The organism is Mycolicibacterium alvei, from assembly GCF_010727325.1.
Taxonomy (GTDB): domain Bacteria; phylum Actinomycetota; class Actinomycetes; order Mycobacteriales; family Mycobacteriaceae; genus Mycobacterium; species Mycobacterium alvei.
Window position 1 is genome coordinate 4,864,530 of sequence record NZ_AP022565.1, and the last position, 24,601, is coordinate 4,889,130.

Here is a 24,601-nt window from a genome sequence, read left to right on the forward strand (position 1 = left end):
ACCTCAGCGGCTGATCACCCGCGGGATGTCGATACCGGTCAGCTTGTCCGGATTGCGCATCGCGTAGAAGTGGGTGATCCTGCCGTCGGCGACTTCGACCGTGATCACGCCCTCGAAGCTGTCTTCGAGGTACAGCTTGAACGCGGGGGCGTTGTTGTATGTCGTCGGCTCGAAGCGGCCGCCCTGCTCGGTGAACCGCATGAGACCGATCACCAGCTTGGCCACCGACTGGGCCCCGATCACCGGTCTCCGCGCGGCGCTGCGCTTACCGTCGCTGTCGGCCGTCCACACCACGTCCGGCGCGAGCAACTCCAACAGCACGTTCATGTCGCCGGTGGTGGTGGCGGCGAAGAACCGCTCGGTGATCTCTGTCGAGACCTGTGGGTCGACCGGGTCGAACCGCTTGCGTCGCGATTGCACATGGTTGCGGGCCCGGTGTGCCATCTGACGCACCGAGGCACTGGATTTGCCGATCGCCGAAGCGATTTCGTCATGACTGAATCCGAACACCTCGCGCAGCACGAACACCGCACGCTCATCCGGGGTCAGTGTCTCGAGCACCACCAGCATGGCCATCGAAACCGACTCGGCCAGCACCACATCGGCTGCTGCGTCACGCTCGTCCAGCAGTAACGGCTCGGGCAGCCAGGGGCCCACGTAGTCCTCGCGGCGCCGCGAGGAGGCGCGCAGGGCATTGAGGGCCTGGCGGGTGACGAGCTGGGCCAGGTATGCCTTGGTGTCGCGGACCGTGTCCAGATCGACCTCGGCCCAGCGCAGGTAACTCTCCTGCAGGACATCATCGGATTCTGTTGCCGTACCGAGGATCTCGTAGGCGATGGTGAACAACAACGGTCGTAGCAGGGTGAACCGTTCGGCGTGTTCGTTCGAGTTGCCTGCGCCGGGGGTGTTCATCGGACCAGTGTCTCGCTCTGCGCCTCGGCCAGCTGGCGCGCTCGGTTGCCACCCTTGAACCAGAAGTACGAGCCTGGCTTCACGCCCTCCTTGCCCAGGAACGTCAGCGTCGCCCGGCAGACCTGTTCCTTCAAGTACGCGCCGGTCCGCCCACCGATGAAGACCCGGCGCGGGCTGTCGTCGGAGTGGCACAGCTGCACCGTCCCGGCCTTGCGGCCGACGCTTACGCACTGCCCGGCGAACGCCTGATTGATGGGCTGTGCCGGGGCGCCCGCGATCCGGGCCAGCACGGTGTTGGCCGCCTGGACGCCCAACGGGCCTGCCGACTGGCAGCTCATTCGCAGGGGAACTCCCGACGGTGAGGCCGCATCGCCGGCGGCCACGATGCGCGCGTCGTCGATGCTGGTCAGGGTTTCGTCGGTGAGCAACCGGCCCAGCTCATCGGTACGCAGTCCGCTCGCGGCAGCCAGGCCGGGGACCCCGAAGCCGGTGGTCCACACCGTCACCGTGCTGGGCAGCCGGTTGCCGTCGGCCAGCGTGATGGCATCCGCTTCGACGCCGGACACCAGGATCTCGGGTCCGTCGATGATCGAGACACCGAGCTCGGTCAGCGCCTTGACGATCGAGCGACGGGCGCCTGTACCCACCGAGGCACCGACCACATCGGTGACGAGCGTGACCTGGCGGCCCGCCTCGGCGAGCTCACCGGCTGCCTCGATGCCGGTCAGCCCACCTCCGACCACGACCACCGGTGCCGACATCGGCACATCCTGCAGTCGGGTGCGCAGGCGCCGAGCCTGTTCCAGTTCCGAAAGCGGATAAGCGAACTCCGCGGCTCCGGGCACCGAGGCCGGCACTCCGCCGGTGCTGCCGACGGCGTAGACCAGATAGTCGTAATCGAGCACCTCGCCGGACGTCAGCTGTACCTGCCGGATGTCGGCGTCGATGCGCTCGGCGCCGTCGACCAGCAGCCGCACCCCGGCGCCCAACAACGTGTCGTAGGCCGCTGTGGCGTCGTGATTGCCGGCGACCAGTTGATGCAGGCGGATCCGCTCGACGAACTCGGGCCGCGGATTGACCAGCGTGACAGCCACCCCCGGTGTGCCCTGCAGCCGGTTGGCCGCCAGTACCCCGGCGTAACCGCCGCCGATCACGACGACGTGTGTGTTCTGCGCGTTCATGGTGTTTCCTCTCGAAAGGCTTGTGCCCTCAAGACACCGCGCGGGCTGCCGTTGTGACAGCCACCCCGGGAGTGTGGTCTAGATCACTACACCAGGCCCAGGGCGAGCATCGCGTCGGCCACCCGGATGAACCCGGCGATGTTGGCGCCGGCCACGTAGTTGCCCGGCTGGCCGTACTCTTCAGCGGTCGACAGGACCCGGTTGTGGATCCGGCGCATGATCTCTTCCAGCCGCTTCTCGGTGTCGACGAACGTCCAGGAGTCCCGGGAGGCGTTCTGCTGCATCTCCAGGGCGCTGGTGGCCACACCGCCGGCGTTGGCGGCCTTGCCCGGGGCGAAGATCACTCCGGCGTCGGCGAAGTTCTTGATCGCATCCGGTGAACACGGCATGTTGGCGCCCTCGGCGACGAAACGGCAGCCGTTCTTGATCAGGTAGCCGGACTCGTCACCGTTGATCTCGTTCTGCGTGGCACACGGGACCGCGATGTCACACGGCACCTCCCACACGCTGCCGCCTTCAACGAACCGGGCCGCGCCCGCCCTGGCCTCGACGTAGTCGGCGATCCGGCCGCGCTGGACCTCTTTGATCTCCTTGAGCAGCCCGACGTCGATGCCCTTCTCGTCGACGATGTAGCCGCTGGAATCCGAACACGCGACCACGATGCCACCGAGTTCGTGGATCTGCTCGATGGCGTAGATCGCGACATTGCCCGAGCCGGACACCACCACCCGCTTGCCTTCGACCGTGTCGCTGGCGGCCTTGAGCATCTCGTTGAGGAAGAACACCGTGCCGTATCCGGTGGCCTCGGTGCGGACCTGGGACCCGCCCCAGGTCAGACCCTTGCCGGTGAGGACGCCGGATTCATAGCGGTTGGTGATCCGCTTGTACTGGCCGAACAGGTAACCGATCTCACGCGTCCCGACTCCGGTATCGCCGGCCGGGACGTCGGTGTACTCGCCGATGTGGCGGTACAGCTCGGTCATGAAGGACTGGCAGAACCGCATCACCTCGGCGTCCGAGCGGCCCTTGGGGTCGAAGTCCGACCCACCCTTGCCGCCGCCGATCGGCAGGCCGGTGAGCGAGTTCTTGAAGATCTGCTCGAAGCCGAGGAACTTCACGATGCCCAGGTAGACCGACGGGTGGAACCGCAGGCCGCCTTTGAACGGTCCCAGCGCCGAGTTGAATTCGACGCGGAAACCCCGGTTGATCTGCGTGGTACCGGAGTCGTCGGCCCAGGGGACCCGGAAGATGATCTGGCGCTCGGGCTCGCACAGCCGGCGGATGATGGCCCCGTCGGCGTAGTCCGGGTGCTTGTCCACCACCGGTCCGAGGCTGTCCAGCACCTCGATGACGGCCTGGTGGAACTCCTTCTCACCAGGGTTGCGTTGCGCAACCTCTTCGTAGATCGTCTGCAGTTTCTCGTGTAGTACAGCCATGTCAGTCCATCTGGTAGCGGGGAAAAACCCCTGTCGGAGCGGGCAATTCGGTACCGGGCTTGATCCGGGTACCGATGGAGTCGAAGTCGCGTGCGTCGGACGGCTGGCCGAGCAGGTCGAGCAGCTTGGCCGTCGAGTCCGGCATCACCGGCTGCGTGAGCAGCGTTGCGATCCGCACTACCTCAAGCGTCGTGTATAGCACCGTACCGAACCGTTGTTGGTCAGCCGAATCGTCGGACTTGCGCAGCACCCACGGTTCCTGGGCGGAGAAATAGCGGTTCGCCGCGCCGAGGACGGACCAGATCGATTCAAGTGCGAGGTGCATCGCCGGCACATCGTAGTGCGTCCGCACCTGCTCTAGGAGCCGGTCGGCCGCACTCAGCAGGGCGGTGTCATCGTCGTTGAACGTGCCAGGGTCGGGAACCAGGCCGCCGAGGTTCTTGGCCACCATCGACAACGAGCGCTGGGCCAGGTTGCCCAGTTCGTTGGCCAGGTCGGCGTTGATCCGCCCGATGATGGCTTCCTCGCTGTAGCTGCCGTCCTGGCCGAAGGACACCTCACGCAGGAAGAAGAAGCGCACCTGGTCGAGGCCGAAGGTATCGACCAGGGCAATCGGGTCGACCACATTCCCCAGCGACTTGCTCATCTTCTCGCCTTTGACGTTGATGAAGCCGTGCGCGAAGACCCGCTCGGGAAGGGCGATCCCGGCCGACATCAGGAATGCCGGCCAGTACACGCTGTGGAACCGGATGATGTCCTTGCCGATCATGTGCAGCTTGGCGGGCCAGTACTTTTGGAACGCCTCGGCTGACGTGTCGGGGAACCCCACCCCCGTGAGGTAGTTGGTCAGCGCGTCGACCCACACGTACATCACGTGGTCGGCGTGGTCGGGGACCGGAACCCCCCAGTCGAACGTGGTCCGCGAGATCGACAGATCCTTCAACCCGCCCGAGACGAAGCTGACGATCTCGTTCCGCCGCACGTCGGGGCCGATGAACTCGGGGTGGGCCTGGTAGTGCGCCAGCAGTCGTTCGGCGTAGTCCGACAGCCGGAAGAAGTAGGTCTGCTCCTCGGTCCAGGTGACCGGCGTGCCCGTCTCGATCGCGGTGCGGGTGCCGTCGGGTCCCACGGTGGTCTCGTCCTCGGCGAAGAACCGCTCGTCGCGGATCGAGTACCAACCGGAGTAGGCGCCCAGGTAGATGTCGCCGGCCTCGTTCATCCGGCGCCAGATCTCCTTGGACGCCTCGTAGTGGTCGGCGTCGGAGGTACGGATGAACCGGTCGAAGGAGATGTTGAGCTTTTCCTGCAGCCGCTGGAACACATCGGAGTTGCGGTTGGCCAGCTCAGCCGCCGAGATGCCCTCGGTAGCCGCGGTCTCGGCCATCTTCTGGCCGTGCACATCGGTGCCGGTCAGATAGCGCACGTCGAAGCCGTCGAGTCGCTTGAACCGGGCGATCGCATCGGTGGCGATGTACTCGTAGGCGTGCCCGATGTGCGGCGCACCGTTGGGATACGCGATCGCCGTAGTTATGTAGAAAGGCTCACTCATTTGGACTCCACCTTATTGTGTGGCGGTGGGGTCCAAACGCTCAGCCAGGGAAAAGCCGCCGGTTCCGGAGCCGTTGGCTCCGCTGGTCGACGCGCACACACACCTCGATGCCTGCGGCGCGCAGACTGCTGAAGACGTGCGCGCGATCATGGATCGCGCCGCCGCCGTCGGGGTGGGCCAGGCGGTCACCATCGCCGACGATCTGGCCTCGGCACGCTGGGTGACCACGGCCGTCGAGGCCGATGAACGGGTGTTCGGGGCGGTCGCGTTGCATCCCACCCGGGCCAATGTGCTCACCGACGCGGCCAGGGCCGAGTTGGAGCGGTTGGCCGCCCATCCCCGTGTGGTGGCGGTCGGGGAGACCGGGATGGACCTGTACTGGCCGGGCCGGTTGGACGGCTGTGCGACGCCGGCCGAGCAGCGCGAGGGATTCGCCTGGCACATCGACCTGGCCAAGCGCATGGGGAAGCCGTTGATGATCCACAACCGGGATGCCGATGCCGAGGTGCTCGACGTGCTGCGCGCCGAAGGGGCGCCCGAGAAAGTGATCTTCCACTGTTTTTCGTCGGGACCGGAGATGGCTCACACCTGCATCGAGGCGGGCTGGGTGTTGAGCCTTTCCGGCACGGTCAGCTTCCGTAACGCCGCTGAGCTGCGGGAAGCCGCTCGACTGATCCCGCCGGGCCAGCTGTTGGTCGAGACCGACGCGCCGTTTCTGACCCCGCATCCGTTTCGCGGCGCACCGAACGAGCCGTACTGCCTGCCATACACTGTGCGGGCACTCGCAGAGTTGCTGGAGCGGCCCGCCGAAGAGGTCGCGTCCGAGACCGCAGCCACTGCGGCGCGGGTGTACGGACTTAACGGGAGTGGCCCGGCCTAGTTGCCGGAGCTAGACCTTTTCGTTACCGTCTTGTGATCAAAGCTCAACCGCCGGCGGTGAACCATGCCGTCCTGGCCGAAAGCGGATGGTATGGACGCGCTCAACAAACTTCATGAATCCCGATCGCCGCTGTTGCGAGGCGTGGTGGGAGCCCTGCTGGTCACGCTGACCGCGGCCGGCGGCTACGCCGTCGGATCGCACAAGACCGTCACCCTGAGCGTGGACGGTGCGCCGATGACCGTGACGACCATGAAGTCGCGGGTGATCGATGTGGTCGAGGAGAACGGTTTCTCGGTGGGCGATCGCGATGATCTCTACCCCTCGGCCGACGAGTCCGTGCACCAGGCCGACACCATCGTTCTGCGCCGCAGCCGGCCCCTGCAGTTGTCGTTGGACGGCAATGACAGCAAGCAGGTGTGGACCACCGCCTCGACCGTGGACGAGGCCCTGGCACAGCTGAAGCTGACCGACAAGGCACCGGCCGCGGCGTCCCGCGGCAGCCGGGTGCCCCTCGGGGGTATGGCACTGCCGGTGGTGAGCGCCAAGACCGTCCGGATCGACGACGGCGGCACCGTGCAGACAGTGCATCTGGCTGCGCCCAACGTGGCCGGTCTGCTGGCCGCCGCGGGGGCGCCGCTGGAGCAGAACGACACTGTCGTTCCGGCCCCATCGACCCCGGTCACCGAGGGTATGCAGGTCGAAGTGACCCGCATGCGCATCGAGAAGGTCACCGAGCGGGTTCCGCTGACCCCCGGCAATCAGCGCATCGAAGACGTCACCATGAACATGAGCCGCCAGGTCGTCGAGGATCCGGGCGCCCCGGGCACCCAGGACGTGACCTTCGCGGTGGCCAAGGTGAACGGCGTGGAGACCGGCAGGCTGCCAGTAGCCAATGTCGTGATCGACCCGGCGCGGGACGGCGTCCTGCGGGTCGGAGCAAAGCCCGGAACCGAAGTTCCCCCGGTTTCCAACGGCGGTACCTGGGACGCGCTTTCGCAGTGCGAAGCAGGTGGTAACTGGGCCATTAACACTGGTAACGGATTTTACGGTGGCGTCCAATTCGACCAAAACACCTGGGAGCGACAGGGTGGTCTGCGGTATGCTCCGAGGGCCGATCTGGCGACAAGAGAAGAGCAGATTGCGATTGCTACGGTGACGCAGGCCCGGCAGGGATGGGGAGCTTGGCCTACGTGTAGTGGGAGGATTGGGGCGCGCTGACTATTCGATTGCTCGGGCGGACCGAGATACGACGCTTGGCGAAAGAAATCGACTTTCGACCACGCAAGGCCTTTGGCCAGAACTTCGTTCATGATGCCAACACCGTTCGACGCATCGTGTCGGCGTCCGGGATCCACCGGAACGACCATGTGCTCGAAGTCGGACCCGGTCTCGGGTCGCTGACTCTGCCCCTGTTGGACCGTGGCGCCAGGGTGACCGCAGTGGAGATCGACCCGGTGCTGGCCAAGCAGTTGCCGGCCACCATCGCCGATCATTCCCACAGCGAGATCAACCGGCTCACGGTGATCAACCAGGACATCCTGACGCTGATGCCGTCCGATCTGACCGATCAGCCGACGGCGCTGGTGGCGAACCTGCCCTACAACGTGGCGGTGCCCGCACTGCTGCACCTGCTGGCCGAGTTCCCGTCGATCCGCACGGTGATGGTCATGGTGCAGGCCGAGGTGGCCGAGCGTCTGGCGGCCGACCCCGGTGGCAAGGATTACGGCGTGCCCAGTGCCAAGGCGCGTTTCTACGGAAACGTGCGCAGGCACGGGATGGTGTCGCCGACGGTGTTCTGGCCGATCCCGCGGGTGTACTCCGGGCTGGTCCGCATCGACCGGTACGAGACATCGCCTTGGCCGACCGACGCCGAGTTCCGTGATGAGGTGTTCAAGCTCATCGACGTCGGATTCGCGCAGCGGCGCAAGACCTCTCGTAATGCGTTCGCCGACTGGGCGGGTTCGGGCAACGAGTCGGCGAAGCGGCTGCTGGCCGCCAGCATCGACCCGTCGCGCCGTGGTGAGACGCTCGGCATCGCCGACTTCGTCCGGCTGCTGCAGCGGGCCAAGGAAGCCGAGGGCGAGGGTGCGGCCGAGGTCGAGGCCGCACGGCACGTCTGAGGAACGCCGAATGTGAAGAAGATCGCGAGATTATCCGATAATCTCGCGATCTTCTTCACGTTGGGGGCGTGAGCGCCTCGGTGATCAGGCTGACGAACTCCGAACATGAGTCGTGTCGCCGTTCCGGGTCCTTCGCCATCGCCCTGGTGATGATCGAGTCTGCCGAAGGTGGAATCCAGTTGCACCGCTGCGATATTCGTGGCGGTTGACTGTACAGCTGATGATCGATCAGGGCTGTTGCGGTATCCGCGGAGAACGGCGGCGATCCGGTCAGCAACTCGACCGTCGTGCAGGCGAGTGCGTACTGGTCCGTTGCCCTCAACGGGGTCCGGCCACTGAGTAGCTCGGGTGCCGAATAGGGTAGTGACGCCTGGATATCCGGGGGCGGACGGTGCACCTGGCGGGTGATGCGGCGGGCCGGGTCGAGGCTCATCCGGGAATGGTCGTGGGCCAGCTTGGCGGCCACGTCTGCGGCCATCGAGTGTGCCACTCCGAAATCGATCAGCACTGCTCTCGAAAATGGTTGATCGACAAGGATATTGGCGGGTTTGACGTCACAGTGCACGATGCCGCATCGGTGGGTGTGATCGAGTGCCCCGGCGATCTGGGTCAGTGCGGTGAGCCGTTCGGGGATGCCGGGCAGGTTGTTCACCGTGCCGCCGCCGAGGAGTTCCATCGCCAGCCAGCCCGGACCCGCCGCGTGCACCGCGATGACGTTCGGATGGGTGAGCTGACGGGCGAAATCGAACTCGCGTTGCAGCCGGGCCAACTGGGCGGGCTTGCGGTGCCGGTCATCGAGAATCTTGAGCGCGACGATGGCCCCGTCGGGATCGCGTGCCTGATACACGACGGCTGAGCCGCCGTACCCCACGACCTTCGTCGCGGTGTATCCCGCTATTTCCACCTCGGGTGAGGGCACCGTCTCAGCCTAAGTTCACCGACAACCGTGGGTGGACGGCGATAGTGTCGTGGCCGTGTCAGCATCCGACGGCAGTACCGCCTCCGAGTGGGTCCCCACCGGTTCGGTGACCGTGCGCGTTCCCGGCAAGGTGAATCTCTACCTGGCCGTCGGCGACGTGCGCGACGACGGCTACCACGACCTCACCACGGTCTTCCACGCCGTGTCGCTGCTCGACGAGGTGACGGTGCGCAATGCCGACATGCTGTCGCTGACGGTCGAGGGTGAGGGCGTGGAGTCGGTGCCCGCCGACGAGCGCAATCTGGCCTGGCGTGCCGCCGAACTGCTGGCCGAGCATGTGGGCCGGGCACCGGACGTGGCGATCAGCATCGACAAGTCGATCCCGGTGGCCGGCGGCATGGCCGGGGGAAGCGCCGACGCGGCCGCGGTGCTGGTGGCCATGAACACGCTGTGGGAGCTCGGGGTTCCCAGACGCGATCTGCACGCTCTGGCCGCCCGGTTGGGCAGTGACGTCCCGTTTGCGCTGCACGGCGGTACCGCGCTGGGTACCGGCCGCGGTGAGGAGTTGGCCACGGTGCTGGCCCGCAACACCTTCCACTGGGTGCTGGCGTTCGCACGCAAAGGCCTGTCCACCCCGAAGGTGTTCGGCGAGCTGGATCGGCTGCGCGCGGACACCTCGACGGGCGGCCCGCCTCGGACCGAGGAGCCCGAGCCCGTGCTGGCCGCGTTGGCATCCGGTGATCCGGCCGAACTGGCCCCACTGCTGGGCAACGACCTGCAGTCGGCCGCGCTCAGCCTGTACCCGGACCTGCGCCGGACCTTGCGGGCGGGAGTGGACGCCGGCGCCCTGGCCGGCATCGTGTCCGGTTCGGGCCCGACGTGTGCGTTCCTGTGCTCATCGTCGACGTCTGCGGTGGACGTGGGTACGGAATTGGCCGGTGCCGGCGTGTGCCGGACGGTGCGGGTGGCCAGCGGCCCCGTCAGCGGTGCCCGGGTTGTTCCGGAGCCGTCGACGTCGCCCTGACGCGAGCCTGCATCGCCTTCGTTCGCCGTTTTCTATCCCAGGGCTGCGGATTTGTGCCGGAACCGCCCTTGAGTGGAAAACGGTGCGGTCCACGCCGTCGACGTCGGCCTGAGAGTGTGACGCAGACCTCAATTAACGCGAGGGTTTGGCAGTTACTTAAGGGTCTCTTAAGATGATCGACGGTGAATGCTAGCGATCTTGCATCGAATGCGACTTGTACGCCCGCCGTCTACGACGGTGGGTGGTCGCCCAGACGTACAGCACGTCCTGGAGCATCACCTTTTCGAGACATAACTGCTCCCCAATCGTGTGCGCGCGCCTACCCACAAGCGGTGCACAGCGGGCGGAGCATGGATAACCGGGCAACTGCACCTGGCGCACTGCCGCCGGTGTCGGGGCCGCGGAAGCCAAGGAGGTCGTCGTGAGCAGATTCACCGAGAAGATGTACCGCAACGCTCGTGAGAGCAAGCGCGGCATGGTGACAGGTGAACCGCACGAGCCGGTTCGCCACACCTGGGGCGAGGTTCATGAGCGGGCCCGACGTATCGCAGGCGGCCTCGCCGCCGCAGGTATCGGTCACGGCGACGCCGTCGGCGTGCTGGCCGGCTTCCCCGTCGAGATCGCGCCGACGGCGCAGGGCGTGTGGATGCGCGGCGCGAGCCTGACGATGCTCCACCAGCCGACCCCGCGCACCGACCTGGCGGTGTGGGCCGAAGACACCATGAACGTGATCGGCATGATCGAGGCCGACGCCGTCGTCGTCTCCGAGCCGTTCCTCGTCGCCATCCCGGTGCTGGAGGAAAAGGGCATCAAGGTGGTCAAGGTCGCCGACCTGCTGGCGGCCGACCCGATCGACCCGGTGGAAACCGGCGAGGACGATCTGGCGCTGATGCAGCTGACTTCCGGTTCCACCGGGTCGCCCAAGGCAGTGCAGATCACCCACCGCAACATCCACTCCAATGCCGAGGCGATGTTCATCGGTGCCGAGTACGACGTCGACAAGGACGTCATGGTGAGCTGGCTGCCCTGCTTCCATGACATGGGCATGGTCGGCTTCCTGACCATCCCGATGTACTTCGGCGCCGAGCTCGTCAAGGTCACGCCGATGGACTTCCTGCGCGACACGCTGCTGTGGGCCAAGCTCATCGACAAGTACAAGGGCACCATGACCGCGGCGCCGAACTTCGCCTACGCGTTGTTTGCCAAGCGGTTGCGCCGCCAGGCCAAGCCCGGTGATTTCGACCTGTCCACGCTGCGGTTCGCGCTCTCGGGTGCCGAGCCCGTGGAGCCGGCCGACGTCGAGGACCTGCTGGACGCGGGCAAGCCGTTCGGGCTGCCGTCCTCGGCGATCCTGCCGGCCTATGGCATGGCCGAGACCTGCCTGGCGGTGTCGTTCTCCCCGTGCAACGCGGGCCTGGTGGTCGACGAGGTCGATGCCGACCTGCTGGCCGCACTGCGGCAAGCCGTGCCCGCCACCAAGGGCAACACCCGCCGACTGGCCTCACTGGGTCCGCTGCTGAAGGACCTGGAGGCCCGCGTCGTCGACGAGCACGGCGACGTCATGCTGGCCCGCGGCGTCGGCGTCATCGAGCTGCGCGGCGAATCGCTGACCCCCGGCTACCTCACTATGGGCGGCTTCCTGCCGGCCCAGGATGAGCACGGCTGGTACGACACCGGCGACCTCGGTTACATCACCGAGGAGGGCAACGTCGTCGTGTGCGGTCGCGTCAAGGACGTGATCATCATGGCCGGGCGCAACATCTACCCGACGGACATTGAACGAGCGGCGGGCCGAGTGGACGGCGTCCGTCCCGGCTGCGCGGTGGCGGTGCGCCTGGACGCCGGGCACTCGCGTGAGACCTTCGCTGTCGCAGTGGAGTCCAACGCCTGGCAGGATCCGGCCGAGGTGCGCCGGATCGAGCATCAGGTGGCGCACGAGGTGGTGTCCGAGGTCGATATGCGTCCGCGCAACGTCGTGGTGCTCGGGCCCGGAAGTATCCCGAAGACTCCCTCGGGCAAGCTGCGTCGCGCCAACTCGGTTTCCCTGGTCACGTAGCCGTCTGCGGCGCCGCGCGCGTGCGTCGCCGAAACGGGTCGGGTTGTGTTCTGCCGCAACGCGACGGGTTCCTTTTGCCGTTCAGCGTCGTAGAACGGCACTAAATCATCTGTTTCTCGGCCGGTGAATGGCGTCCGACCGTTGTATTCTGACGCCGAAACTAATTTGACGAGAGGACCGGCATGGTCAAATCCCGATGGGTTTCGGCGATCCTGGGTGCGAGTGTCATCGCTGCCGGGATTACCGCGGGCACCGCGTGGGCGGGTGGTCCCGGCGGATACGTCGAAGATCCCGAAGACATATTCGCCGCTGTCGGCACGGGCGAATTCGACGGCGCCCTGGCTGGTTTCACCGCAACCGGTGACACCAGCGAGGAAGCTTCGGCGGCGGTGATCGCGGCCTGTGAGAACGCGGGCGGTTTGGACTGCACCGCTGATGAGGTGACCAACGACAACCTCTGCATCGTGTCGGTCGCGAGCGACAGCAACTGGGCGGTCGCCGGTGGTGCCGGCGCCACCGTCGAGGCGGCCCGTGAGGACGCCTTCAATCGTGCGGCGGCGAACAACACCCCGCTCGATGCGGATTCCCCCGTCGTCGTATCGGCCTGCCCCTGATGAGCGGCTCAGCGCATGACCATTCTGGTATCGCGGTGGTAGCCCGGAAGGGGAGGGCCATGATGACAGGTCGCGGCAAGTTGGCCTTCGTGATGGTGGGTTTGGCTGCAGCGTCGGTGATTTCGGCGCCGACGGCGGCCGCTCGGCCGACGTGCCAGGACACGGCCACCAAGACCATCTGCACGACCAACGGCAGCACATCGATCAAGGCGCGGCCTGGCACCGTCGCGCCACCGGCCAATCAGCCGGTGATCCCGTGGCTCGGAATGCCCGGAGGCCGTCGCCGCTAGCGAATCGTCGCAGCAGCACCACCAGCACCCGCGAGCGGGCGTGTCCTACCTGACACGCCCGCTCGTGGTGGTTATGGAGCAGTCGGGCGCGCAATGCGTTCGGCCGCGTCGGCGATCCGGTTCTGCCGAATGACGTAGCCGCGCAACATCAACAGAATCGCGACCGGCGCCGCCATCATCGACAACACTTCGAGCATGTCCGATCTCATACTTCGGGTGTACCTGCTGCGCACACGCTCGTGTCGGACCTGAACGGTTTCTTTACGACCGAGAGGGAAATCCTTGCACCCCGGGTGCGATTCGCCGTGGTCGGTCTCGCTGCATCACCAGGCGTGGACGGTGTTCTGGGCCGGCTCGAGGCCCTCGGCGATCAGCAGCTCGGTGGCATCGGCGGCCTGCTCGCAGATCGTTGGCACCTCGGCCCGTTCGGCGGCAGAAAATGCCTCCAACACGTACGCCGCCGGATCCTTACGCCCCGGCGGGCGGCCCACTCCGATGCGGACTCGCTGAAAGTCCTTGCTGCTCAATGCTGATGCGATCGAACGCAGCCCGTTGTGACCACCCTCGCCGCCGCCGACCTTGAGCCGGATTCGTCCGAAGTCGATGTCGAGCTCGTCGTGGACGACCACGAGCCGGCCCGGCGGCACCGAATAGAACTTGGCCAACGGTCCGACCTGGCGGCCGGACTCGTTCATGTAGCACCGAGGTTTGGCCAGTATCACCGGGGCTCCTGCGAGCCGACCGGTGAGCACCTCGGCGCCGGACTTCTTGTGCACCTTGAAGGCCGAGCCGATGCGGGCGGCCAGCACATCGGCCACCATGAACCCGACATTGTGCCGGGTCTTGGCGTAGGCGGGCCCGGGATTTCCCAGGCCCACCACCAGCAGCGGCTCGGCCATCGAAAGGGTGCTTACTCGGAGGCTTCGGGAGCCTCGGCGGCCGGCTCCTCGGCGGGGGCCGCGGCAGCCTCGCCGGAGCCCTCGGAGTCGAGCTCCTCAGCGCTCGGAGCCTCGACGATGTTGACCACCAGGAGCTCGGGATCCGACACCAGCGAAACGCCCTCGGGCAGCTCGACCTGGCCGGCCAGGATCTGGGTGCCGGCCTCGACGCCCTCGATCGACACAGTCAGGTGCTCGGGGATCGACAGAGCCTCGGCCTCGATCTCGATGGTGTTGGTGTCCTGGGTGACCAGGGCGCCCGGGACGGCGTCACCCTCGATGACGATGGTGACCTCGACGTGGACCTTCTCGCCACGGCGCACGACGAGCAGGTCGGCGTGCTGGATGTTGCGGCGGATCGGGTGGATGTCCAGCGCCTTGGTCAGGGCGAGCTGCTCCTTGCCCTCGATGTCGAGGGTCAGCACGGCGTTGGTGCCCGAGTTGCGCAGCACGGCAGCGAACTCACGGGCGTTGATCTCCAGGTGCTGGGGGTCGCTGCCGTGGCCATAGAGCACGGTGGGCACGTTGCCGTCGCGGCGGGCCTGGCGCGAGGCGCCCTTGCCGGTGCGGGTACGCACGGCGGCGGTCAGTTTGTTGGGGACGTTCTTGGATGATGCGGCCTTGGCCATGGTGTTGCTCCTCTAGTTGCGGTACTGCGGTCAGATCGTCAGCACGGCAAGGGTCACAACACTTACAGAAGTTCCCGCCGATAACGGTGGTCCAGAAGGTCCACCCTCGCCGTGACGCCAGGTCAGGGTAGCAAACGACGCAGGTCGCCCCAAAATCCGGTTGAGATCGCCCAGCCGCCCCTACAGCGGATATGCCGTCTCGGTGAGTCCTTCGGACAGCTCCCAGAGCGCCTTCTGGGTGTCCGCCCGCCGGGCCAGCGGACTGCGCCCGACCGGTTGGCTGGGGCCGAACTGGCCGAACCGCGGCCCGATGAAGCTGTCTCCGGGAACGTCCTGGGACGCCGCGAACAGCGTCTGCCGGGCGCCGAAGGACGCATCGCTGGCGAAAACCCGGTTGGCGGTCGCGATCATCCGCGTGCCGAACTTGTTGCCGGTCTGGCCCTGCAGGTTGGTGGCCGAATAGCCGGGGTGGGCGGCCAGCGCGCGCACCTGCGACCCCGAGGCCGTCAGCCGGCGCTGCAACTCGGAGGTGAACATCAGGTTGGCCAGCTTGGACTGACCGTAAGCCAGCCACGCCGAATACGGCCGCGCCTTCCAGTTCAGGTCCTGCAGGCTGACCTTCCCGAACATGTGCATCAACGAGGACACCGTCACCACCCGATCGGTGATCTTGGGCAGCAGCAGATTCGTCAGCGCGAAATGCCCGAGATGGTTGGTGCCGATCTGGCTCTCGAAGCCGTCGACGGTCCGGCTCAGCGGGACCGCCATGATTCCGGCGTTGTTGACCAGTACGTCGACGCTCTCGACGGTGTCGGCGAACTCGCGCACCGAGGCCAGATCCTGCAGGTCGAGTTTGCGGACCTCGACCTGCCCACCGGTCATCGTCTCGGCGGCTGCGGTGCCCTTCTCCAGGTTGCGCACCGCGACGGTGACCTTGGCGCCGACGCGGGCCAGCTCACGCGCGGTGACGAGGCCCAGCCCGCTGTTGGCGCCGGTGACGATCACCCGGCGGCCGGAAAACGAGGGCAGGTCGGCGCTGGTCCATCCACTCATGCTGACCACCCTACGGGTGGCTCCGTCACTTCTTGGCGATGTTGAAGCCCGCGATGATCGACTCGATGTCCGGCCCCTGTGCCGCAGCCTCATCGGCGTAGGTCGTCACGGTCAGCTGGATGAGATACCGCTGCGGGGGCTGCAGCCCGTCATTCGCGATGACGACACGGTTGTAGCTCTGCATGCGCTTGCCGTTGAGGTCGTAGCTGCCCTCGATCATCGCCGACGGGAAGCCCTTCCAGTCCGCGGTGGATGCGTTGAGCTGCTTGAAGTTTTCCGACAGTTGGGCATCGGCGTAGCCGTGGTCGGCAAGGGCCTTGGGGATGTCGAAGTCACCGTGCAGGGCGAACGCCAGCATCATCGCGGTGGGGTAGGTGTCCCCCTTGGCGATCATCCGGGTGCCTGGGGCCAGGTTCGGATTGTTGTAGGTATGCCATCCCGGTGGGCTCGGCATGGTCACCGTCAGACGGGGGATCTTCTCGGGTGCGATGGACTCGCCGACGACACCGGATTCCTCCAGGAATTTCCACAGCGGCACCGGCTGCTTGTCGGGGGCGGCGGCCGGAGTCGTCGAGCTCGTGGTCCAGAGCGACTTGTAGTCAGGCGTTTCGGCGCCGCAACCGGTGACCAGCACCGCCAGTGCGCCGGCCGTGGCGAGCAGCTGTTTCACAGAATCTCGCGCACCGAATCGATCGGCCGGGCCAACCTGGTGCCCTTGTCGGTGACGACGAACGGCCGCTCGATCAGGATCGGGTTCTCAGCCATCGCATCGAGCAGTTCATCGTCGGAGGCATCGGCCAAACCCAGTTCGGCATAAAGGGATTCACGCTTGCGTACCGCGGTGCGGACATCGATTCCCGCAGCTTCGATCAGCGCGGCGATCTCGTCGCGCGTCGGCGGTGTCTTCAGGTACTGCACAACCTCAGGCTCGATCCCGTTCTCGCGCAACAGATCCAGTGTCTTGCGCGAGGTGGAGCACTTCGGATTGTGGTAGATCACGGCGGCGGGCCGCCCATCGGGCTCAGCCATCAGGCCGACCCGTCGAACAGCCCGGTCACCGAACCGTTCTCGAACACCGCGCGGATGGTGCTGGCCAACAGCGGCGCGATGGACAGTTCGGTCAGCTGTGGGAACCGCTTGTCGTCGGTGATCGGCAGCGTGTTGGTGACGATCACCTCGCGGGCGCCGCAATCGGCCAGGCGCTGGGCGGCCGGGTCGGACAGCACGCCGTGGGTCGCGGCGATCACCACGTCCTTGGCGCCGTCCTCCTTGAGCAGCTTGACCGCGCCGGCGATGGTGCCGCCGGTGTCGATCATGTCGTCGGTGAGGATGCAGGTCTTGCCCTTGACGTCGCCGACCACCCGGTTGGACACGACCTGGTTGGGTACCAGCGGGTCGCGGGTCTTGTGGATGAAGGCCAGCGGCACGCCGCCCAGCGAGTCGGCCCACTTCTCGGCGACACGCACGCGGCCCGAGTCCGGTGACACCACGACCACGTCGGAGTCGTTGTATTTGTCGGCGATGTAGCCGCACAGCAGCGACTGGGCGCGCATGTGGTCCACGGGGCCGTCGAAGAAGCCCTGGATCTGGTCGGTGTGCAGGTCGACCGAGACGATGCGGTCGGCGCCGGCGGTCTTGAGCAGGTCGGCGACCAGGCGGGCCGAGATGGGCTCGCGGCCGCGGTGCTTCTTGTCCTGCCGCGCGTACGGGTAGAACGGCAGGATCGCGGTGATCCGCTTGGCGCTACCGCGCTTGAGCGCATCGATCATGATGAGCTGCTCCATGAGCCACTGGTTCAGTGGCGCAGGATGGCTCTGCAGTACGAACGCGTCGCACCCGCGCACGGACTCGTCGAACCGGACGAAGATCTCGCCGTTGGCAAAGTCGCGGGCGGTCTGCGCCGTGACCTCGGTACCCAGTTCCTTGGCCACTTGCTCCGCCAACTCGGGGTGCGCACGCCCCGAGAACAGCATCAGGTTTTTTCGATTGTCGGTCCAGTCCGTGGCCACTTGGCTGCCTTCGCGGTTGGGGATCGATACGGGGCAATCGTACGTAGCGTTTCCGGTAGTTCGTAGCCGGGTTACCAGATTGCCAACGTGAAACGTCGGATTGCCAGGCTGTCCTGCCGCCGACCGGGGGAGTCGGAACCCTCCGATCCCTGCACGCCGAGGCGTTGACGGGTTGTCGAGGCCGGGGCGTGTCTTCCTGCTCGGCGGCTTCGGCTCAGTCGCCCTCGCCGCGGGCTTTGCGGGCAGCTTCGGCGGCGGCAGAGCCCGGACGCTTGCGCTCCACCCAGCCCTCGAAGGTGCGCTGGGCGTTGTCCGAAACCGCCAGCGCGCCGGGTGGGACGTCGTCGCGCAGTACGGTGCCCGCGCCGGTGTACGCGCCGTCGCCGACGGACACCGGGGCGATGAACATGGTGTCGGAACCGGTCCGCACGTGGGAGCCGATGGTGGTGCGGTGCTTGTTCTCGCCGTCGTAGTTGACGAACACGCTGGAGGCCCCGATGTTGCTGTGATCGCCGATGTCGGCGTCGCCGACGTAGGTCAGGTGCGGCACCTTGGTGCCGGTACCGATCGTGGAGTTCTTCGTCTCGACGAACGCGCCGAGCTTGGCCTCGGCCCCGAGGATCGTTCCCGGCCGCAGGTAGGTGAACGGACCGACGGTCGCGCCCGCGCCGATCACGGCGAGCTGGCCGTGCGTGCGCACCACGGATGCGCCGTCACCGACCTCGACGTCGGTCAGCGTGGAATCCGGACCGATCTCGCAGCCGGCGCCGATCTCGGTGGTCCCCAGCAGCTGGGTGCCGGGGCGCACGACGGTGTCGCGGCCGATGGTGACGTCGACGTCGATCCACGTGGTGGCCGGGTCGACGATCGTCACACCGGCGCGTTGATGGCGGGCCACGATGCGGCGGTTGAGCTCGGCGCCGAGGTCGGCGAGTTGCACCCGGTCGTTGACGCCGGCAACCAGCGCACTGTCGTCGACGTGCATGGCCCGCACCGTCCGGCCGTCCTGGCGCACGATCGCGATGACATCGGTGAGGTAGAGCTCCTGCTGGGCGTTGTTCGAGCTCAGCCGGCTCAACGCCGAGCGCAGGTCGACGATGTCGAAGGCGTACACGCCGGCGTTGACCTCGCGGATGGCCCGTTGCGATTCGGTGGCGTCGGCCTGCTCGACGATGCCGATGACCTCGTTGTCCTGGGTGCGCAGGATGCGGCCGTAACCGGTGGGGTCGGGCACGGTGGTGGTGACGACGGTGACCGCGGCCGGTTGCGCGCTGTGGGATTCGATGAGCCCGGCCAGGGTGTCGGCGTCGAGCAGGGGGACGTCACCGGAGGTCACGACGACGGTGCCGGTGAACTCGTCGGGCAGTGCGCTCAGGCCGCAGGCCACGGCGTGGCCGGTGCCGAGCTGTTGATCCTGGATCGCGACGTCGATGGTGCGGCCCAGCTTGTCGGCCAGTTCGTCGATGGCGGGGGCGATGCGCTCACGGTCGTGGCCGAGGACGACCACCAGATGTCGGGCGGTGGCATTGGCCACGGTGTGCACGGCGTGGCTGAGCATGCTGCGGCCGGCCAGGGTGTGCAGCACCTTGGGGGTGTCCGAGCGCATCCGGGTTCCGGCGCCTGCCGCCAGTACGACGACTGCGGACTCGATCGGTGCGGTCATGTTCTCCTCTCCGGCGAGCGACCGGGTCTGTACGCCGACACGCCGTCCCTAGTGTCAAATTGCGGTCGCTCGCGGAAGTTTGAGCTCCGTCGCCAGGACTCGAACCTGAACTATCTGAACCAAAATCAGAGGTGCTGCCGATTACACCACGACGGAATGTCCGGGAGAGACTCTAGTCGAACGGTCTAGCCTGATATACGTGGCAGCACCCGAGAAGGAAGTGCGGGCCCCCCGGGCCCGGATGACCGGTAGCGAACGACGACAACAACTCATCGAGATCGCCAAGTCGCTGTTCGCCGAACGAGGCTACGAGGGGACCTCGATCGAGGAGATCGCCCAGCGCGCGAACGTCTCCAAACCCGTGGTCTACGAGCATTTCGGCGGTAAAGAAGGCCTCTACGCCGTTGTTGTCGACCGGGAGATGTCGGCCTTGCTGGACGGGATCACCTCGTCGCTGACCAACAACCGGTCCCGGGTGCGGGTCGAACGGGTGGCGCTGGCCCTGCTGACCTACGTCGAGGAACGCACCGACGGTTTCCGCATCCTGATCCGCGACTCGCCGGCGGCCATCACCTCGGGGACCTACGCCACGTTGCTCAACGATGCGGTCAATCAGGTGTCCTCCATCCTGGCCGGGGATTTCTCCCGCCGCGGACTCGACCCGGACCTGGCGCCGCTGTATGCCCAGGCGCTGGTCGGTTCGGTGTCGATGACCGCGCAGTGGTGGCTCGACGTGCGCGAGCCCAAGAAAGAAGTGGTGGCCGCGCACGTGGTCAACCTGGCCTGGAACGGGCTGACGCATCTCGAGTCCGATCCGGTCCTGCACGAGGAGTAGCCCGGGTAACTGCAACCTAAGGGTTGCAATATCGGGCAGTCATGTGCAACCCTCGGGTTGCAATAATTCGGCCGAGAGGAACGCGACATGACCACCGACTACGACCGCATCGAGCATGAGATCGCCATCGACGCGCCGGCGCAACGCGTCTGGGATCTGGTGAGCGAACCCGGTTGGTACATCAACGAGGAGCGGATCACCGAACACCGCATCGAACGTGACGGCGACGTCGCCATCGTCACCGACCCCACACACGGCAGGTTCGCCTTGCGAACCGTCACACTCGATGAGCCGCGCTATGCGGCCTTCCGGTGGCACATCGACGCCGACGACGTGGGCAGCTCATCCACCCTCGTCGAATTCTGGATCACCCCGGCGGCGACCGGCGTGGTGCTTCGTGTCGTCGAGAGTGGGTTCGCCTCGCTCGACGAGCCTGAGGCCGACCGCCGATCCCGGTTCGACGATCACAGTGGCGGCTGGCCGGTCGAGCTGGGCCTCGCCCGGAAGTATCTGGTGGGGGCCGCCGCCGATGCATGAGAATGCCTCGCCGGTACAGGTTTTCGCTGCGCTTGCCGACGACAGCCGCTGGCAGGTTCTCGTGGCACTCGGGCGTCGGCCCGCGTCCGCGTCGGCACTGGCCGACGAGCTGCCGATCAGCCGCCAGGCCATCGCCAAACATCTGAAAGTGCTCACCGAGGTCGGCCTGGTGGTCGCCACCCGGGCCGGGAGGGAGATCAAATACGAGGCGGTGGGAGCTCGGCTCAGCGAGCTGGCACGCCGACTCGACGGAATCGCGGCGGGTTGGGAACGTCGGCTTGCCCGGATCAAGGATGCTGCCGAGCGGGGCGGGCCAACGTAACTGACGGGTCTTCGCGCAAGCGCTCAATCCTGATCCCGCGAGAGCAGGTCGGCGGTCGTCTCACGACGTACCAACACTCGCGAAGCGCCGTCGCGCACCGCCACCACGGGTGGGCGGCCCACCATGTTGTAGCTCGAAGCCATGCTGTGTTGGTAGGCCCCGGTGCAGGCCACTGCCAGCAGATCGCCGGCATGGATGTCGGCGGGCAGCTCGGCATCGCGCACGATCTCGTCACCGGCCTCGCAATGCCGGCCGACCACAGTGGCCACGGTGGTCGGGCCCAGCGGATGACGATTTGCCAGGGCGACAGTGTATTTCGCTCCATACAGCGCGACCCGAGGGTTGTCGCTCATGCCGCCGTCGACCGCGACGAACGTGCGCCCGCCCGGCTGGGACTTCACCCCGCACACCCGGTACAACGTCACGCCCGCCCGGGCGCTGAGGGCCCGACCGGGTTCGACGACCAGCCGCGGTCGTGGAAATCGCTCGGCCGCACAGGCTGTGGTCAATGCGTCGTCGACGACCGTGGCGAATGCGCTCACATCGAGGGCCGCGTCCCCGCGGACATACGGAACCCCATGGCCGCCACCGATGTTGAGCTCGGTCAGCAGTACGCCGTGTTCGGTACGGATATCGGCCATCGCGCCGATCAGCCGGTGCACAGCCTCGCCGTAGGGCGCGGGATCGCTGATCTGCGAACCGATGTGGCAGTGCAAACCGACCAGTTCGAGGTTCGGAGTGGCCAGAATGCGGGCGGCGGCGCGGGCGGCCCGGCGGTCGGCCAGGGCGAAGCCGAACTTCTGATCGGTCACCCCGGTGGTGACCGCTCGATGCCCGTGGATGTCGATGTCGGGGGTGACCCGGATCAGTACCTGCTGGGGCCGACGGACCAACCCGGCCAGGTAGGTGATCTCCATCGGGGAGTCGATCACGATGCGGCCGACACCGACGTCGATCGCATTGCGCAGTTCGTCACAGGATTTGGCGTTGCCGTGCAGCACGATGCGCGCCGGGTCGACCCCGCCGGCCAACGCAGTGGCGAGTTCGGCCGCCGAGCACACATCCAGACCGAGACCTTCCTCGGCAACCCAGCGGGCCACGGCGGTGGTCAGCAGCGACTTGCCGGCATAGACCACAGCGGCCTGGGGCAGCGCCGCCCGGTAGCGCCTGGCGCGGGTCCGGAAATCGTTCTCGTCCAGCACGTAGGCCGGGGTGCGGTACTCGTCGGCGATGTCGGTCAGTGCCACCCGACCGACGGTGATCCGGCCCAGTTCGTCGACACCCGTGGTCAGCGGCCAGATGTTCGGATCGAGTCGTGGTCGGATGCTGCAGCGCAGCGAAGGCAGGATGTCCAGCAGGGTCATGACTCCAACGTGGACCGCGCCGGCCGGGTTGTCAGTGGGCTTGACGATCCCTTGACACCGATCCGCTCAATCTTGACGGTGACCGGTTACTTCGGCGCGGCCTCGCGAGCGAGTCGCTTGTTTTCGGCGGTGAGATAGCAGCCCGTCACGACCTGCAGAACGGCATTGACCTGTGAGCCGAACGACAACCGGCCACCCTCGCTGTCGGCGATGGTCAGATCGGTCGACTCGTCGCCCACGGGGTTTTCGGTGCGCCCGGTGACGTCGGTGTAGCCGTGCCTGGCGGCGATGTCGATGACGGCCTGCGATGCCCGGTCCCAGAGCGCCGCCGGCACGGGGACTTTCGAGACCCAGTTGCGGCCGAAATAGCGTTCGCCGTCGGTGGATCCGAATTCACCACATTCACTGCTGCGTTCATCGCGGTTCGGTAGCCAGGTCGAGCCCGGCACGATCCGCGATAGTTCGGTGGTGACCTCGGTGATCATCCGGTCACGGTCGGCGAGGACTTCTTCGGCGTCGCGGCGGGACAGCAAGGCGCCGAGTTCCTTTGGCGTGCCGAAGCCGTAGTCGCCCTCGGCGGGACCTGTGTACTCGGACTCAAACATCGCACCACAGCCGGTCAACGCGACGGCCAGTAAGAGCGTGATCACCAGACGCCACATCAATCCTCCACCTTCACGTAGTTGTCGTCCTGTCCCAACCCTGCCACGACCACAGCCTGGTTGTAGAGAGCGGTGGTGTTCAGGAAGGAGTACTGGCTGTGCCCGGTCGACTCCTCGCGTGGGCCCAGCGCCGTGGTCTCGGAGTTGGTGGACAGGTCGGTGAACCCGGGCAGGCTTGACGGGATCGTGGCACCGTATCGGCGCAGGTTGGCGACGGCATCGTCCTTGGCGTGCTCGACGAATACGTGCCCTTCGGTCAGATGCAGATCCGACGGTGTGGTCTGGCTGGCGAACTGCCACACGTCGGTTTCCAGTCCCGGCGAGCCCATGAACACGACATCGTCGGTGGCGGTGCCGCGCTGCAGTGCCTCGCTCGCGAGGGTCGAACCATAGGAATGCCCGAGCACGGTGAGATGTGGATCGGTGTCGCGGGAGCTGTCCAGACCGTTGATGAACGACGCCAGTTCGGGCGCGTTGTCGTCGGCGTAGTGGGCGTTGCCGGCCTGGGCGACATTGGACGGCGGTTCGTAGCCAAGCCATGCCACGGTGGCGACGGTCTCGTTGCCCTTGCCCGCCTTGTCCAGCACCCGCTCGGTCTCGCTCTTCAGCCATTCGGACTGCTCGACGTAGGTGGGAAGATCGTTGCCCTCGTCGGGTTTGTCATAGGTCACCGAACCGGTTCCGGGCACGTACACGCTGACGTGGTCGGCCGTGTCGACATTGCCGATCGCCACCGCAACCTTGGGTTCGTCGCCGTCGAAATCGAGCACCAGCAGCTGTCGGTCGTCCTTGGACAGGGCTTCGTCGATCGCGGCGATGGTGTCCTTTTCCTTATTGGTGAGGTCCGGATCGTTGCGCAAGGTCGCCAACCGGTTCCGGTTGGCCGCGTCACGAGCGGTGCCGGGCACCCCGTCAAGGTTTCCGACCCATTCCGGCCGTTCGGTGATGATCCGGTTCTGCTCGTCTTCGCTGAGCGAATCCCACCACTGATTCACCTCGGTGTCGGTGGCGCCGTCGGGCGGTTTGAGGCTGTCGAGGTCACGCTTGAACGGTGACGCCGCCGCATCGTCCATGATGTTGCCCGCCCGCGGTTCACTGCTCGACGCACCTTGTTCGACTGCTTTCGCAGTCGCTTTGTCGACGGAATCGAACTGCTGCAGAAGGGCTTTGAGTGTCGAGGTGTACGCGGCGGCCAGCTTGGGTGTCATCAGCTTGCTCGATCCCGCAGCCGTGACATTGCCGTCGTTGCCGACGTTTGCGCCGAGACTCATCGCCTGTTTGGCGACGTCGAGGATCTCGGTGCGCAGCGGCGTCAGGTTGGTGCCGCCGGATCGCAGTGCGGCCTGGATGTTCTGCAGGCGGGTACGGAGACCTTCCTGCTCTCCCAGATTCTTGTTGCCGCGCGCCTGCGCCGCGGTGGCCGCGGTGCCTTTCCAGCTGCCGCTCAGATCGGTGAGGGTATTGCGTTGGGTGTTGATCAGCCCGTCGAGCGGAGCGATCTTGCCCTGTAACTGGTTTGCGCCATCAGACAATGCGGTCGGATTGCTGGCGGTGACCACCGGGATGGTGACGGTCATCGGCGGTTTCCGCCCATCATTGCTCCTGTCT

At 66.4% G+C, this 24,601-nt stretch carries 26 protein-coding genes and 1 tRNA gene; 10 read left to right on the top strand and 17 right to left on the bottom strand.

Annotated elements, in window-relative coordinates; all coding sequences use genetic code 11:
* Nucleotides 1-3 precede the first annotated feature (3 nt).
* The 4 genes from G6N44_RS23235 to metG all read right to left on the bottom strand — a co-directional run bounded on the left by G6N44_RS23235 (nt 4) and on the right by metG (nt 5,078).
* Nucleotides 4-912 (bottom strand): RNA polymerase sigma-70 factor, encoded by a 909-nt coding sequence (locus G6N44_RS23235; RefSeq protein ID WP_163668120.1) that lies wholly within the window; start codon nt 910-912, stop codon nt 4-6.
* The gene (locus G6N44_RS23240) at nt 909-2,093 is read right to left on the bottom strand and encodes an NAD(P)/FAD-dependent oxidoreductase (RefSeq protein ID WP_163668122.1); all 1,185 of its coding nucleotides are present in this window, start codon (nt 2,091-2,093) and stop codon (nt 909-911) included. The genes G6N44_RS23235 and G6N44_RS23240 overlap by 4 nt, the downstream gene beginning before the upstream one ends.
* A gap of 86 nt (nt 2,094-2,179) precedes the next feature.
* Complete coding sequence (gdhA, locus tag G6N44_RS23245) at nt 2,180-3,529, bottom strand: NADP-specific glutamate dehydrogenase (RefSeq protein WP_163668124.1); 1,350 nt, start codon at nt 3,527-3,529, stop codon at nt 2,180-2,182.
* A gap of 1 nt (nt 3,530) precedes the next feature.
* Complete coding sequence (gene metG / locus G6N44_RS23250; RefSeq protein ID WP_163668126.1) at nt 3,531-5,078, bottom strand: methionine--tRNA ligase; 1,548 nt, start codon at nt 5,076-5,078, stop codon at nt 3,531-3,533.
* Nucleotides 5,079-5,103: 25 nt separating this feature from the next.
* Between metG and G6N44_RS23255 the strand changes: the two genes are divergently transcribed.
* From G6N44_RS23255 to rsmA, 3 genes are all read left to right on the top strand, one after another.
* The gene (locus G6N44_RS23255) at nt 5,104-5,958 is read left to right on the top strand and encodes a TatD family hydrolase (RefSeq protein WP_163668128.1); all 855 of its coding nucleotides are present in this window, start codon (nt 5,104-5,106) and stop codon (nt 5,956-5,958) included.
* 90 nt (nt 5,959-6,048) lie between these two features.
* Nucleotides 6,049-7,176 (top strand): resuscitation-promoting factor, encoded by a 1,128-nt coding sequence (locus G6N44_RS23260; protein WP_163668130.1) that lies wholly within the window; start codon nt 6,049-6,051, stop codon nt 7,174-7,176.
* The gene (gene rsmA, locus G6N44_RS23265; RefSeq protein ID WP_163670287.1) at nt 7,173-8,078 is read left to right on the top strand and encodes a 16S rRNA (adenine(1518)-N(6)/adenine(1519)-N(6))-dimethyltransferase RsmA; all 906 of its coding nucleotides are present in this window, start codon (nt 7,173-7,175) and stop codon (nt 8,076-8,078) included. Before G6N44_RS23260 ends, rsmA begins: the two co-directional genes overlap by 4 nt.
* 55 nt (nt 8,079-8,133) lie before the next feature.
* Here the strand turns inward: rsmA and G6N44_RS23270 are convergent, their stop codons facing one another.
* Nucleotides 8,134-8,997: a serine/threonine-protein kinase gene (locus G6N44_RS23270; RefSeq protein ID WP_163668132.1), complete on the bottom strand. Its 864-nt coding sequence runs from the start codon at nt 8,995-8,997 to the stop codon at nt 8,134-8,136.
* Nucleotides 8,998-9,052: 55 nt separating this feature from the next.
* Between G6N44_RS23270 and G6N44_RS23275 the strand changes: the two genes are divergently transcribed.
* The 4 genes from G6N44_RS23275 to G6N44_RS23290 all read left to right on the top strand — a co-directional run bounded on the left by G6N44_RS23275 (nt 9,053) and on the right by G6N44_RS23290 (nt 12,981).
* Nucleotides 9,053-10,021 (top strand): 4-(cytidine 5'-diphospho)-2-C-methyl-D-erythritol kinase, encoded by a 969-nt coding sequence (locus G6N44_RS23275; RefSeq protein ID WP_179964431.1) that lies wholly within the window; start codon nt 9,053-9,055, stop codon nt 10,019-10,021.
* Nucleotides 10,022-10,442: 421 nt separating this feature from the next.
* Complete coding sequence (locus G6N44_RS23280; protein ID WP_163668136.1) at nt 10,443-12,077, top strand: fatty acyl-AMP ligase; 1,635 nt, start codon at nt 10,443-10,445, stop codon at nt 12,075-12,077.
* Nucleotides 12,078-12,259: 182 nt separating this feature from the next.
* Nucleotides 12,260-12,691 carry a DUF4189 domain-containing protein gene (locus G6N44_RS23285; RefSeq protein WP_163668138.1) on the top strand — a complete coding sequence of 144 codons (432 nt, stop codon included), beginning with the start codon at nt 12,260-12,262 and terminating at the stop codon, nt 12,689-12,691.
* A gap of 59 nt (nt 12,692-12,750) precedes the next feature.
* Entirely contained in the window at nt 12,751-12,981 is a 231-nt protein-coding gene (locus tag G6N44_RS23290; protein WP_235682855.1) for a hypothetical protein, read from the top strand.
* 71 nt (nt 12,982-13,052) lie between these two features.
* Here the strand turns inward: G6N44_RS23290 and G6N44_RS23295 are convergent, their stop codons facing one another.
* The 9 genes from G6N44_RS23295 to G6N44_RS23335 form a co-directional block, all read right to left on the bottom strand.
* The gene (locus G6N44_RS23295) at nt 13,053-13,190 is read right to left on the bottom strand and encodes a hypothetical protein (RefSeq protein WP_163668140.1); all 138 of its coding nucleotides are present in this window, start codon (nt 13,188-13,190) and stop codon (nt 13,053-13,055) included.
* 114 nt (nt 13,191-13,304) lie between these two features.
* On the bottom strand, nt 13,305-13,880 hold the full coding sequence (gene pth / locus G6N44_RS23300) for an aminoacyl-tRNA hydrolase (RefSeq protein ID WP_163668142.1): 576 nt from the start codon (nt 13,878-13,880) through the stop codon (nt 13,305-13,307).
* Between the two features lie 11 nt (nt 13,881-13,891).
* A complete protein-coding gene (locus G6N44_RS23305; RefSeq protein WP_163668144.1) occupies nt 13,892-14,548 on the bottom strand; it encodes a 50S ribosomal protein L25/general stress protein Ctc in 657 nt (218 codons plus the stop codon).
* 180 nt (nt 14,549-14,728) lie between these two features.
* Complete coding sequence (locus tag G6N44_RS23310; RefSeq protein WP_163668146.1) at nt 14,729-15,601, bottom strand: oxidoreductase; 873 nt, start codon at nt 15,599-15,601, stop codon at nt 14,729-14,731.
* A 25-nt stretch (nt 15,602-15,626) separates the two neighbouring features.
* Nucleotides 15,627-16,271: an LpqN/LpqT family lipoprotein gene (locus tag G6N44_RS23315; protein WP_163668148.1), complete on the bottom strand. Its 645-nt coding sequence runs from the start codon at nt 16,269-16,271 to the stop codon at nt 15,627-15,629.
* Entirely contained in the window at nt 16,268-16,630 is a 363-nt protein-coding gene (arsC, locus tag G6N44_RS23320; RefSeq protein ID WP_163668150.1) for an arsenate reductase (glutaredoxin), read from the bottom strand. Before arsC ends, G6N44_RS23315 begins: the two co-directional genes overlap by 4 nt.
* Nucleotides 16,630-17,610 (bottom strand): ribose-phosphate diphosphokinase, encoded by a 981-nt coding sequence (locus G6N44_RS23325; protein ID WP_163668152.1) that lies wholly within the window; start codon nt 17,608-17,610, stop codon nt 16,630-16,632. The genes arsC and G6N44_RS23325 overlap by 1 nt, the downstream gene beginning before the upstream one ends.
* Before the next feature lie 214 nt (nt 17,611-17,824).
* Nucleotides 17,825-19,273, bottom strand: a complete 1,449-nt coding sequence (gene glmU / locus G6N44_RS23330) for a bifunctional UDP-N-acetylglucosamine diphosphorylase/glucosamine-1-phosphate N-acetyltransferase GlmU (protein WP_163668154.1) — start codon at nt 19,271-19,273, stop codon at nt 17,825-17,827.
* An 84-nt stretch (nt 19,274-19,357) separates the two neighbouring features.
* Nucleotides 19,358-19,429: transfer RNA gene (locus G6N44_RS23335), tRNA-Gln, on the bottom strand.
* 85 nt (nt 19,430-19,514) lie between these two features.
* On the opposite strand from G6N44_RS23335, the gene G6N44_RS23340 reads away from it, so the two are divergent.
* From G6N44_RS23340 to G6N44_RS23350, 3 genes are all read left to right on the top strand, one after another.
* The gene (locus G6N44_RS23340; protein ID WP_163670289.1) at nt 19,515-20,108 is read left to right on the top strand and encodes a TetR/AcrR family transcriptional regulator; all 594 of its coding nucleotides are present in this window, start codon (nt 19,515-19,517) and stop codon (nt 20,106-20,108) included.
* Nucleotides 20,109-20,195: 87 nt separating this feature from the next.
* Nucleotides 20,196-20,645 carry an SRPBCC domain-containing protein gene (locus G6N44_RS23345; RefSeq protein ID WP_163668156.1) on the top strand — a complete coding sequence of 150 codons (450 nt, stop codon included), beginning with the start codon at nt 20,196-20,198 and terminating at the stop codon, nt 20,643-20,645.
* The gene (locus G6N44_RS23350; RefSeq protein WP_163668158.1) at nt 20,638-20,967 is read left to right on the top strand and encodes an ArsR/SmtB family transcription factor; all 330 of its coding nucleotides are present in this window, start codon (nt 20,638-20,640) and stop codon (nt 20,965-20,967) included. The genes G6N44_RS23345 and G6N44_RS23350 overlap by 8 nt, the downstream gene beginning before the upstream one ends.
* Before the next feature lie 23 nt (nt 20,968-20,990).
* On the opposite strand, the gene lysA is transcribed toward G6N44_RS23350, so the two are convergent.
* The 3 genes from lysA to G6N44_RS23365 all read right to left on the bottom strand — a co-directional run bounded on the left by lysA (nt 20,991) and on the right by G6N44_RS23365 (nt 24,570).
* Nucleotides 20,991-22,331, bottom strand: a complete 1,341-nt coding sequence (gene lysA / locus G6N44_RS23355; RefSeq protein WP_163668160.1) for a diaminopimelate decarboxylase — start codon at nt 22,329-22,331, stop codon at nt 20,991-20,993.
* Nucleotides 22,332-22,417: 86 nt separating this feature from the next.
* Entirely contained in the window at nt 22,418-22,993 is a 576-nt protein-coding gene (locus G6N44_RS23360; RefSeq protein WP_163668162.1) for an LppA family lipoprotein, read from the bottom strand.
* The gene (locus G6N44_RS23365) at nt 22,993-24,570 is read right to left on the bottom strand and encodes an alpha/beta hydrolase (RefSeq protein WP_163668164.1); all 1,578 of its coding nucleotides are present in this window, start codon (nt 24,568-24,570) and stop codon (nt 22,993-22,995) included. The genes G6N44_RS23360 and G6N44_RS23365 overlap by 1 nt, the downstream gene beginning before the upstream one ends.
* Between the last annotated feature and the right edge of the window lie 31 nt (nt 24,571-24,601).

What these genes read in the sequence shown, in the direction of transcription:
- G6N44_RS23235 (WP_163668120.1), bottom strand. Translation starts at nt 912, where the DNA reads ATGAACACCCCCGGCGCAGGCAACTCGAACGAACACGCCGAACGGTTC.
- G6N44_RS23285 (WP_163668138.1), top strand. Translation starts at nt 12,260, where the DNA reads ATGGTCAAATCCCGATGGGTTTCGGCGATCCTGGGTGCGAGTGTCATC.
- G6N44_RS23345 (WP_163668156.1), top strand. Translation starts at nt 20,196, where the DNA reads ATGACCACCGACTACGACCGCATCGAGCATGAGATCGCCATCGACGCG.
- G6N44_RS23360 (WP_163668162.1), bottom strand. Translation starts at nt 22,993, where the DNA reads ATGTGGCGTCTGGTGATCACGCTCTTACTGGCCGTCGCGTTGACCGGC.
- G6N44_RS23340 (WP_163670289.1), top strand. Translation starts at nt 19,515, where the DNA reads ATGACCGGTAGCGAACGACGACAACAACTCATCGAGATCGCCAAGTCG.
- glmU (WP_163668154.1), bottom strand. Translation starts at nt 19,273, where the DNA reads ATGACCGCACCGATCGAGTCCGCAGTCGTCGTACTGGCGGCAGGCGCC.
- G6N44_RS23365 (WP_163668164.1), bottom strand. Translation starts at nt 24,570, where the DNA reads ATGACCGTCACCATCCCGGTGGTCACCGCCAGCAATCCGACCGCATTG.
- lysA (WP_163668160.1), bottom strand. Translation starts at nt 22,331, where the DNA reads ATGACCCTGCTGGACATCCTGCCTTCGCTGCGCTGCAGCATCCGACCA.
- pth (WP_163668142.1), bottom strand. Translation starts at nt 13,880, where the DNA reads ATGGCCGAGCCGCTGCTGGTGGTGGGCCTGGGAAATCCCGGGCCCGCC.
- G6N44_RS23290 (WP_235682855.1), top strand. Translation starts at nt 12,751, where the DNA reads ATGATGACAGGTCGCGGCAAGTTGGCCTTCGTGATGGTGGGTTTGGCT.
- G6N44_RS23295 (WP_163668140.1), bottom strand. Translation starts at nt 13,190, where the DNA reads ATGAGATCGGACATGCTCGAAGTGTTGTCGATGATGGCGGCGCCGGTC.
- metG (WP_163668126.1), bottom strand. Translation starts at nt 5,078, where the DNA reads ATGAGTGAGCCTTTCTACATAACTACGGCGATCGCGTATCCCAACGGT.
- G6N44_RS23260 (WP_163668130.1), top strand. Translation starts at nt 6,049, where the DNA reads ATGGACGCGCTCAACAAACTTCATGAATCCCGATCGCCGCTGTTGCGA.
- G6N44_RS23240 (WP_163668122.1), bottom strand. Translation starts at nt 2,093, where the DNA reads ATGAACGCGCAGAACACACACGTCGTCGTGATCGGCGGCGGTTACGCC.
- arsC (WP_163668150.1), bottom strand. Translation starts at nt 16,630, where the DNA reads ATGGCTGAGCCCGATGGGCGGCCCGCCGCCGTGATCTACCACAATCCG.
- gdhA (WP_163668124.1), bottom strand. Translation starts at nt 3,529, where the DNA reads ATGGCTGTACTACACGAGAAACTGCAGACGATCTACGAAGAGGTTGCG.
- G6N44_RS23350 (WP_163668158.1), top strand. Translation starts at nt 20,638, where the DNA reads ATGCATGAGAATGCCTCGCCGGTACAGGTTTTCGCTGCGCTTGCCGAC.
- G6N44_RS23305 (WP_163668144.1), bottom strand. Translation starts at nt 14,548, where the DNA reads ATGGCCAAGGCCGCATCATCCAAGAACGTCCCCAACAAACTGACCGCC.
- G6N44_RS23310 (WP_163668146.1), bottom strand. Translation starts at nt 15,601, where the DNA reads ATGAGTGGATGGACCAGCGCCGACCTGCCCTCGTTTTCCGGCCGCCGG.